This window comes from Pantoea sp. S61, from assembly GCF_016625145.1.
GTDB classification, from domain to species: domain Bacteria; phylum Pseudomonadota; class Gammaproteobacteria; order Enterobacterales; family Enterobacteriaceae; genus Pantoea; species Pantoea rwandensis_B.
This window is the reverse complement of record NZ_JACVUO010000044.1, coordinates 1-8,417: the sequence shown is the minus strand read 5'-3', so window position 1 is coordinate 8,417 and position 8,417 is coordinate 1. Positions and strand designations below refer to the sequence as shown.

The window sequence follows — 8,417 nt, the reverse complement described above, 5'->3', positions numbered from 1 at the left end:
GTCAGCGGCGCGAGGACTGCCCGGCAGCAGCAGCGGTGCTACGGCCCGCACAAGCACTCACCCCCGGGTTTAAACCCGATCAGCCAACCCTTCAATCCGCTGCATCGCCGCCAGCAGGCGGGCTTCGGTGACCGCCACCGACATATTCTCCATGTCCGGTGCATGCACGGATTCACGCACAATCAGCGCCAGCTCGGCATCATCCAACTCGGCAATCTCATGCAGCGTCAATGGCACACCGCAATCGCACGCCAGACGCATCTCATCCAGTACCTCTTCATCGCTGCGATCTTCCAGCGCCAACAGGCACAAGTTGCCAAAGCCAACCAGCAGGCCATGGCCAAACTCACGCGTCTTATCACAGAAAGTAAAACCTTCATAAATCGCATGTGAAGCCGCTGCGTGAGCGCCGTTGCTCATCAGCGAGGTCAATCCGGCCCAGGTAAAGATCGCATCCAGCACCTGATCCAATGAGGCGCTGCTCTCGCCGCGCAGCACCGCCGCATAGGCCGCCGGGCCGTGTTCCGCGATCACGTCATAGCAAATCTGGCTATGAGCCAATGATGACAATGCATTGCCTTCACGCGCCGGATGGCTGACGCTCACTGCACGAAACTCATACCATTTCGCCAGGGTATCGCCCAAACCAGCAGCCAGCCAGCGAGCAGGGGCTTTAGCCAGCAACTCGCTATCGATGATCACTGCCGCGGGTGCCTGTGGCAGCGGGAAAATATCGAAGAAATTGCCGTTATCATCATAGCGAATGGTCAACGGCGTCACTGCTGAACAGGTGGCGGCAATGGTCGGGATGGTGATAAACGGCAGCCCCAACTGCGCCCCCACGGCTTTCACCGTATCCAGCGACTTACCACCGCCGACGCCAATGATCACCTCTGCTTGCAGCTCGGTGGCGATGGCGGCCAGACGGTTGATCTGGTTAATCGAGGTCTCACCACCAAACCACTCCTGCGCCAGCAGCGTCACGTTCGCCGCCAGCAGTTGAGCGCGCACCTGCGCTTCCACCGACTGCAGTGCCTGATGTCCGCCGATCAGCAGAGCGCGTTTGCCCAGCCCCGCGCAAATCTCGCCCAGCTGATTGATCACACCCGCGCCGCGCAGCACGCGCGCCGGAAACACCAAATTCTGTTGTGTCATGCTTTTTTCTCTGTGTAACGGACGCCGGGCAATACGCACAGCATCTCATAAAGGATATTGGCTGCCAGCTGGGAGGTCATGCCGCTGATATCGTACGGCGGTGACACTTCGACCAGATCGCCACCGACCAGATTGAGTCCGCGACAGCCGCGCACAATCTCCAGTCCCTGCATTGAGGTCAATCCACCCACTTCTGGCGTACCGGTGCCGGGTGCCCATGCAGGATCGAAACTGTCGATGTCATAGCTGAGATACACCGGACCGTTGCCGATACGCGCACGCACTTCGGCCATCAGAGGTGTCATGGATCGATACCAGCACTGCTCGGCCGGCACCAGGTGGAAGCCTTGATCGACGCCCCACTGGAAATCATCGGCGGCGTAGCCTTGAGCGCGCTGACCAATTTGCACCACGCGCTGGCAGTCGAGCAGGCCTTCTTCTACCGCACGGCGGAATGTGGTGCCGTGGGCGATCTTTTCGCCGAACATCTCATCGTTAGTATCGGTGTGCGCGTCAATGTGGATCAGGCCCATCGGCCCGTGCTTCTTCGCCAGCGCCCGCAAAATCGGCAGCGTTAGCGTGTGATCGCCCCCGAGCGTTAACGGGATAATCGGCCAATGGTTCAGCTCGGTATAATAGTTTTCGATGATATCGACCGACTTCAGCAGGCTGTAAGTATTGATGGGCACATCGCCGAGATCGCCGACGCGCAACGAATCAAAAGGCGCTGCGCCCGTCGCCATGTTATACGGGCGAATCATCACGGAATCAGCGCGAATGGCGCGTGGACCATAGCGCGTGCCGCTACGCTGCGACGTGCCGATATCCAGCGGAATGCCTACAAACGCGACATCAAGATCGGCAGGGGATTCGGCAGCAGGCAAACGCATCATGGTGCCACGGCCGGCGAAACGGGGCATCTCGTTGCCGCCCTGCGGCTGAGGAAAATCGGTCATCACGAACTCCTTCGGCTAAGTGAGTCTCATCATGGCCTGAGGCAGGCGCGGGAAAAATCCTTGACAGCAAATAATCACTTCATAGATTGGTTAACTTTAGTCTGTAATCACTGAAGGAAATGAGGTGCAAACGCTCCCCAATCTCAAACTGCTCCAGGTGTTCGCCAGCGTGGTGGAGAATCAGGGCTATTCACGTGCTCAGCAGGCGCTGAATATGACCACGCCCGCCATTAGCGCCTATATGAGCGAGCTGGAAACGCAGCTGGGTTTTATTCTGTGTCAGCGCGGACGTGGCGGTTTTACCCTCACCACGAAAGGCGAACAGTTTCATCGTTACAGTCAGGAAATGCTGGCCACGCTGGCGGGTTGGCAAGAGCAGGTTGAGACGCTAAAAAGTGCCCAGGGTGGCACCTTTTCGCTGGGCGTGGTGGATGCCACTGTCACCGACAGCACGCTGGATCTGCCGGCGGCGATTGCGCGCTTTAATCAGCGTTTTCCGGCGGTATTTTTCAATCTCAGCGTGCGCGATCCCAACGAACTGCAGCAGCAGTTACTGGAAGACCGCCTCGATCTGGCAATCGGGCACTTTCCGCTGCGTGCCAGCAATCTGGTCACCATTCCGCTTTATGAGGAGCAACACTGGTTGTATTGCAGTCCGCAACATCCCCTGGCGCAGGGCGATCCGGATATGCGCACCGTGCAGCAAACCGGCATGGTGACGCGGCGTTACTGGAATCAGCAGGAGTTAAACAAGCGCGGCTTCCGCCAGACTAACGCCTCAGTGGAGAGTATAGAGGCGCAGTTGACGCTGATCCTCTCCGGGAGATATATCGGCTATTTGCCGGAACACTACGCGCAAAGCGGGGAACAGCAGGGCACGCTATGCCGCTTGTTGCCGCAACACTTTCACTTCCGCGCACCGTTCTCCTTTGCCTTCCGTCGGGGACGCGCCCGCGAAACGCTGATCCGCGCGATGCGTGAAATTCTGAATCCAGCGCGAAAAAATAGCAGCGAAAGCTGACGCTGCGCCGATACTGTGTAAAAATACAGGCCAATTCAGCAAACAGTAATGAACATGGCCCTGACAGCAGCGATAAAAAGCCAGATTGCGCAATGGTATAAGGCGCTGCAGCAGCAGGTTCCTGACTTTATCCCCCGTGCGCCCCAGCGTCAGATGATTGCCGAAGTGGCAAAAAGTCTGGCCGGTGATGAAGGCCGCCATCTGGCGATTGAAGCTCCCACCGGCGTGGGCAAAACCTTGTCTTATCTGATTCCCGGCATTGCGGTGAGCCGCGCCGAAGAGAAGCGGTTAGTGATCAGCACCGCCAACGTCGCGCTGCAGGATCAGATCTTCAGCAAAGATCTGCCGCTGCTGAAAAAAATCATCCCCGATCTCACCTTCACTGCCGCGTTTGGTCGTGGCCGCTATGTTTGCCCGCGCAATCTCGCGGCGCTAGCGGCGACCGAGGATCAGCAGGGTGACCTACTGCTGTATCTCGATGAAGAAGCGGTAACCGGGTCGAAAGAAGAGCAGAAGTTCTGCGCCAAACTGGAAAAGCAACTCAGCAGCTACAAATGGGATGGCCTGCGCGATCACTCCGATGTCTCGATTGATGACAGCCTGTGGCAGCGCCTTTCCACCGATAAAGCCAACTGCCTGGGGCATCACTGCCGCTGGTATCGTGAATGCCCGTTCTTTGTTGCACGTCGTGAAATAGAACAGGCGGATGTGGTGGTGGCCAACCATGCGCTGGTGATGGCGGCGATGGAGAATGAATCCGTCTTACCGCCTGCCAAACACCTGATGCTGGTGCTAGACGAAGGTCATCATCTGCCAGAAGTGGCGCGTGACGCGCTGGAGATGAGCGCGGAAATCACCCCCGGCTGGAGCAGTTTGCAGCTCGATCTGTTTGTGCGGCTGGTGGAAACCATCATGGCGCAGTTCCGCCCGAAATCGCCTCCTCCACTGACCAACCCTGAGCGGTTAAAAGGCCATTGTGATGAGATGCGTGAACTGCTGCAAATTCTGTGCGATGCGCTGAATCCGTTATTACCCGCGCACAACCAGCCGGGTGAGTTCCGTTTTGTGCTGGGTGAGTTGCCGGAAGAACTGATGACGATGTGCGCACGGTTGTTCAAACTGAGCGATGCCTTACGCGGGTTGAGCGAAGGGTTACTCAATGAGTTAGGTGAGCAAACCGGCAAAGCCGACATTATGCGACTGCATCGGGCGATTATTCAGCTTAACCGTCAGTTTGGCTGGTTCGAATCGATCAGTAAACTTTGGCGACTGGCGGCCATGGAGAAAGCCTCTAATGCGCCGGTATCGAAATGGATTACGCGAGAAATTCGCGACGGCCAGGCGCATCTGCTGTTTCACTGCGCCGGGATTCGCGTCAGCGATCAGCTGGAAAAACTGCTGTGGCGTAAAATCCCGCATGTGGTAGTGACCTCGGCGACCTTGCGCTCACTGAACAGCTTCAATCGGCTGCAAGAGATGTCAGGGCTAAACGAGAAAGCGGGCGATCGCTTTGTGGCGCTGGATTCGCCATTTAATCATGTCGATCAGGGCAAGCTGGTGATCCCGCAAATGCGCTATGAACCGCTGATGGCGAATGAAGCAGAGCACATCGCCGAGATGGCAGGATTTTTCCTGCAACAAATGGCAGAAGAGAAGCACAAAGGCGTGCTGGTGCTGTTTGCCAGCGGGCGCGCGATGCAGCAGTTTGTCAGCCATGTCAGCGCATTACGCTTATTGATGCTGGTGCAGGGCGATCAACCTCGTTCGCGCTTAGTGGAGCTGCATCGCCAGCGAGTCGAAGCGGGGCAAACCAGTATTCTGGTCGGACTGCAGTCTTTTGCTGAAGGACTGGATTTAAAGGGCGATCTGCTGACGCAGGTGCATATCCATAAAATCGCTTTTCCCCCGGTAGACAGTCCGGTAATTTTGACCGAAGGGGAGTGGTTGAAGAGCCTTAAACGCTACCCGTTCGAAGTGCAGAGTCTACCGAGCGCTTCGTTTACGTTGATTCAGCAGGTCGGGCGTCTGATTCGTAGCCATCACTGCTTCGGGGAGATCGTGATATACGATCGGCGACTGCTTAATAAAGCTTATGGCAGTCGACTGCTGGCCGCCTTACCGGTGTTTCCGATTGAGCAACCGATGGTGCCTGAAGCCAGCATAAAACCAGCGGTAAAAGCAGTGGTTAAAGCCCCAGTAAAATCAGCGAAGCGTAAAAGTAAGAAATCTTAGGTGTGCCCAGGCGCACCTCAATGACCTTTTGGCCGCCAGATATCGGCGCGCCCTGGAAGCGGGAATGCCCTGATGGAACTGAATAAAATCATCAAAGAGATTGGGCGCGGTAAGAATCACGCGCGCGATATCGATTTCGACACCGCCGTTGCGCTGTACAGCGCGATGCTGGCGGATGAAGTACCCGAACTGGAACTTGGTGGTGTGCTGATTGCCCTGCGTATTAAGGGCGAAGGTGAAGAGGAGATGCGCGGTTTTTACCACGCCATGCAGCAGCAGATGATGCAGTTGCAGCCGCCCGCCAATCGCCCGATGCCGATTGTGATCCCCAGCTACAACGGCGCACGTCGTCAGGGCAATCTCACGCCGCTGTTAGCCTTACTATTAAGCAAACTCGGTTTTCCGGTATTGCTGCACGGTGTGAGTGACGATCCGACGCGCATCACCACCGAAGCCGTGCTGGCGGCGCTGGATATTGCGCCGGTCACCAACGCGCAACAGGCACAAGCGAAGCTGGAGAGCGGCGAACTGGCCTTTATCACCATCGATCACCTGTGTGCACCGATGGCAAAACAGCTGTCGCTGCGCTGGCGCATGGGCGTGCGTAACAGCGCACATACGCTGGCGAAGCTGGCCACGCCGTTTGCCGAACGTGCCGCGTTGCGTCTGGCGAGTGTTTCCCATCCGGAATATGTGCCGCGCGTCGGCAAGTTCTTTCAGGATATCGATGCACCCGGCATTCTGCTGAACGGCACCGAAGGTGAAGTGTATGCCAATCCACAGCGCTGTCCGGCGATTAACTACATTGCCGGTGCGGGCGCAGAGGCGGAAGTGTGGGTAGAGCGCCAGCCAGAAATCAGTGTGGAACTGCCAGAAAGTAAAAATGCGCAGGACACCGCAGACTGGATCAAACAGGTGCTGGGCGGCGAACGAGCGGTGCCACAGGCGCTGCGTTTACAGCTGGCGTGCTGCTTAGTGGCAACCGGAGAGTCAGCGACGCTGGATGAGGCGGAAACCCGCTTGCAGCTAGCTGGTATCTGACGGATTGAACAATACCCGCAGCCTTTGGTTGCGGGTCAAACGCACAGCCGAGAGATGATATAAAATCAATCGTGCAATCGTGCAATCGTGCAATCGTGCAATCGTGCAATCGTGCAATCGTGCAATCGTGCATCGAGGCGTTTTGCGGGCTGGGTATATGGCGGGCACGTAACCGATTCCCCTCAGCTTGAGTCGCGCCGTCGAGTCTATCGCTGCCTGATGCATTGCCGCATGAGATTCCCGGTTCTGGAAATCCGGTAGTCAGGCTTTAACTAGCATGCCAATTCGCTTGAGATTCCCGGTTCTGGGAAATCCAGCCGTCAGGCTTTAATCAACATGCCATCTTGATTGAGATTCCTGGTTCTGGAAATCCGGCAGTCAGGCTTTAATCAATATGCCATCTCGTTTGAGATTCATGGATTCCGCGAATCCTGCCAGTCAGGCTTTAACCAGCACGCTCTCCACCAGTTGCTGCCAGAAACTGATCCCAATTGGCAGCAACTCATCATTGAAATCGTAATGCGCGTTGTGCAATGGCGCGGAAGGTGTTGTCCCATCGGCACCGAGCCAGAAGTAAGCACCCGGGCAGGATTCCAGCATACAGGCAAAATCTTCCGATGCCATAGAAGGATTCACCTGCCAATGCACCTGTGATTCGCCTAACACGCGCTGGGCAACCTCACGTACCTGTTCCGCCGGGAGGGCATGGTTGGCGGTAACGGGGTAACCCGGATACCAGTGAATCTCGCCGCTGACGCCAAACGGGCGCGGCAGGGTAGTGACAAAATCTTCTATCAGACTGCGCACGCGGTCACGTACGTCAGTCTGCAAACATCGCACCGTACCACGCAACACAATCTGCTCGGGAATCACATTAATCGCTTCACCGCCATGGATCTGCGTCACGCTCACCACCGCTGACGCCAGCGGTGACAAACGACGTGACGGGATGGTTTGCAGCGCCATAATCAATTCTGCTGCCACCACCATCGGGTCGGCACCGCTCTCTGGCATCGCCGCATGGCAGCTTTTACCGTTGAGGGTGATCTCAAAGGAATCCAGCGAGGCCATCATCGCACCTGGATTCACCGCCAGTGAACCCACCGGCAAACCCGGCCAGTTGTGCATGGCGTAAACCGCATCCATTGGGAAACGCTTAAATAAACCTTCTTCCACCATTTTCCGCGCACCGCCAAGATTCTCTTCCGCAGGCTGGAACAGGAAGTGCACCGTGCCTTTGAAGTTGCGGGTGCTGGCCAATTGGCAGGCTGCTGCGAGGAGAATCGCCGTATGTCCATCGTGACCGCAGGCGTGCATCACGCCAGGGCGGCTGGATTTCCACTCCGGCGCACCTTTTTCGGTCATCGGTAGGGCATCCATATCGGCACGCAAGCCAATCACCGGCCCAGGACCGTTTTCCAGGGTGCCAATCACGCCAGTGCCTGCCAAGCCACGGAACACTTGTAATCCTGCTTCAGAGAGCACGTTCGCAACCAGCTCGCTGGTTTGTTGCTCCTGGTAACCGAGTTCAGGATGTTGGTGTAACTGACGGCGCCATTTCAGGGCGTTTTCCAGCAGGACGGCAGGCAGGCTCATAAAGTTAGGCTCTCCATCAGCAGCAGTTGCTGCGATTTTTCTGACACATAACGCGATGTCTCCACTGTAGTGGTAAGCGCAGGGCGGCGTCTATCGTGGAACGGAATAATTTGGCTATAGGCTATAGCGGAATGGAATATGCCCCGCAGCATGCTGCATTTAAGGATTAAGGATTAAGGATTAAGGATTAAGGATTAAGGATTAAGGATTAAGGACTGAGGGAATGAGGGAATGAGGGAATGAGGGAATGAGGGAATGAGGGAATGAGGGATTGTAGGGGCTGAAGGGTTAAAGGGGGGATTCACGAGTTTTATGCGGCAATCTATGGTTGTCAGTCCGGGATATGGCACGAAACATTGAGTAGAGAGTAGAGAGTAGAGAGTAGAGAGTAGAGAGTAGAGAGTAGAGAGTAGAGA

6 protein-coding genes are annotated in these 8,417 nt (G+C 56.3%); 3 read left to right on the top strand and 3 right to left on the bottom strand.

Features of this window, described 5'->3' with window-relative positions; all coding sequences use genetic code 11:
• Window positions 1–69: 69 nt before the first annotated feature.
• Complete coding sequence (locus tag IAE30_RS29645; protein ID WP_200681613.1) at window positions 70–1,155, bottom strand: iron-containing alcohol dehydrogenase family protein; 1,086 nt, start codon at window positions 1,153–1,155, stop codon at window positions 70–72.
• Entirely contained in the window at window positions 1,152–2,111 is a 960-nt protein-coding gene (gene speB, locus IAE30_RS29640; RefSeq protein ID WP_234472906.1) for an agmatinase, read from the bottom strand. The genes IAE30_RS29645 and speB overlap by 4 nt, the downstream gene beginning before the upstream one ends.
• Before the next feature lie 124 nt (window positions 2,112–2,235).
• Here speB and IAE30_RS29635 point away from each other — a divergent pair, with 124 nt between their 5' ends.
• The 3 genes from IAE30_RS29635 (at window position 2,236) to ybiB (ending at window position 6,405) form a co-directional block, all read left to right on the top strand.
• Window positions 2,236–3,132: a LysR family transcriptional regulator gene (locus tag IAE30_RS29635; RefSeq protein ID WP_038647992.1), complete on the top strand. Its 897-nt coding sequence runs from the start codon at window positions 2,236–2,238 to the stop codon at window positions 3,130–3,132.
• A gap of 54 nt (window positions 3,133–3,186) precedes the next feature.
• Complete coding sequence (gene dinG, locus IAE30_RS29630; protein WP_200681614.1) at window positions 3,187–5,364, top strand: ATP-dependent DNA helicase DinG; 2,178 nt, start codon at window positions 3,187–3,189, stop codon at window positions 5,362–5,364.
• 72 nt (window positions 5,365–5,436) lie between these two features.
• Window positions 5,437–6,405, top strand: coding sequence for a DNA-binding protein YbiB (gene ybiB, locus IAE30_RS29625; RefSeq protein ID WP_200539502.1), 969 nt, complete (start codon window positions 5,437–5,439; stop codon window positions 6,403–6,405).
• 438 nt (window positions 6,406–6,843) lie between these two features.
• Here the strand turns inward: ybiB and IAE30_RS29620 are convergent, their stop codons facing one another.
• The gene (locus IAE30_RS29620) at window positions 6,844–8,001 is read right to left on the bottom strand and encodes a M20 aminoacylase family protein (RefSeq protein WP_200539503.1); all 1,158 of its coding nucleotides are present in this window, start codon (window positions 7,999–8,001) and stop codon (window positions 6,844–6,846) included.
• Between the last annotated feature and the right edge of the window lie 416 nt (window positions 8,002–8,417).

Bases quoted from the DNA above. Each gene is read 5' to 3' on its own strand.
- IAE30_RS29620 (WP_200539503.1), bottom strand. From the start codon at position 8,001: ATGAGCCTGCCTGCCGTCCTGCTGGAAAACGCCCTGAAATGGCGCCGT.
- dinG (WP_200681614.1), top strand. From the start codon at position 3,187: ATGGCCCTGACAGCAGCGATAAAAAGCCAGATTGCGCAATGGTATAAG.
- IAE30_RS29645 (WP_200681613.1), bottom strand. From the start codon at position 1,155: ATGACACAACAGAATTTGGTGTTTCCGGCGCGCGTGCTGCGCGGCGCG.
- ybiB (WP_200539502.1), top strand. From the start codon at position 5,437: ATGGAACTGAATAAAATCATCAAAGAGATTGGGCGCGGTAAGAATCAC.
- speB (WP_234472906.1), bottom strand. From the start codon at position 2,111: ATGACCGATTTTCCTCAGCCGCAGGGCGGCAACGAGATGCCCCGTTTC.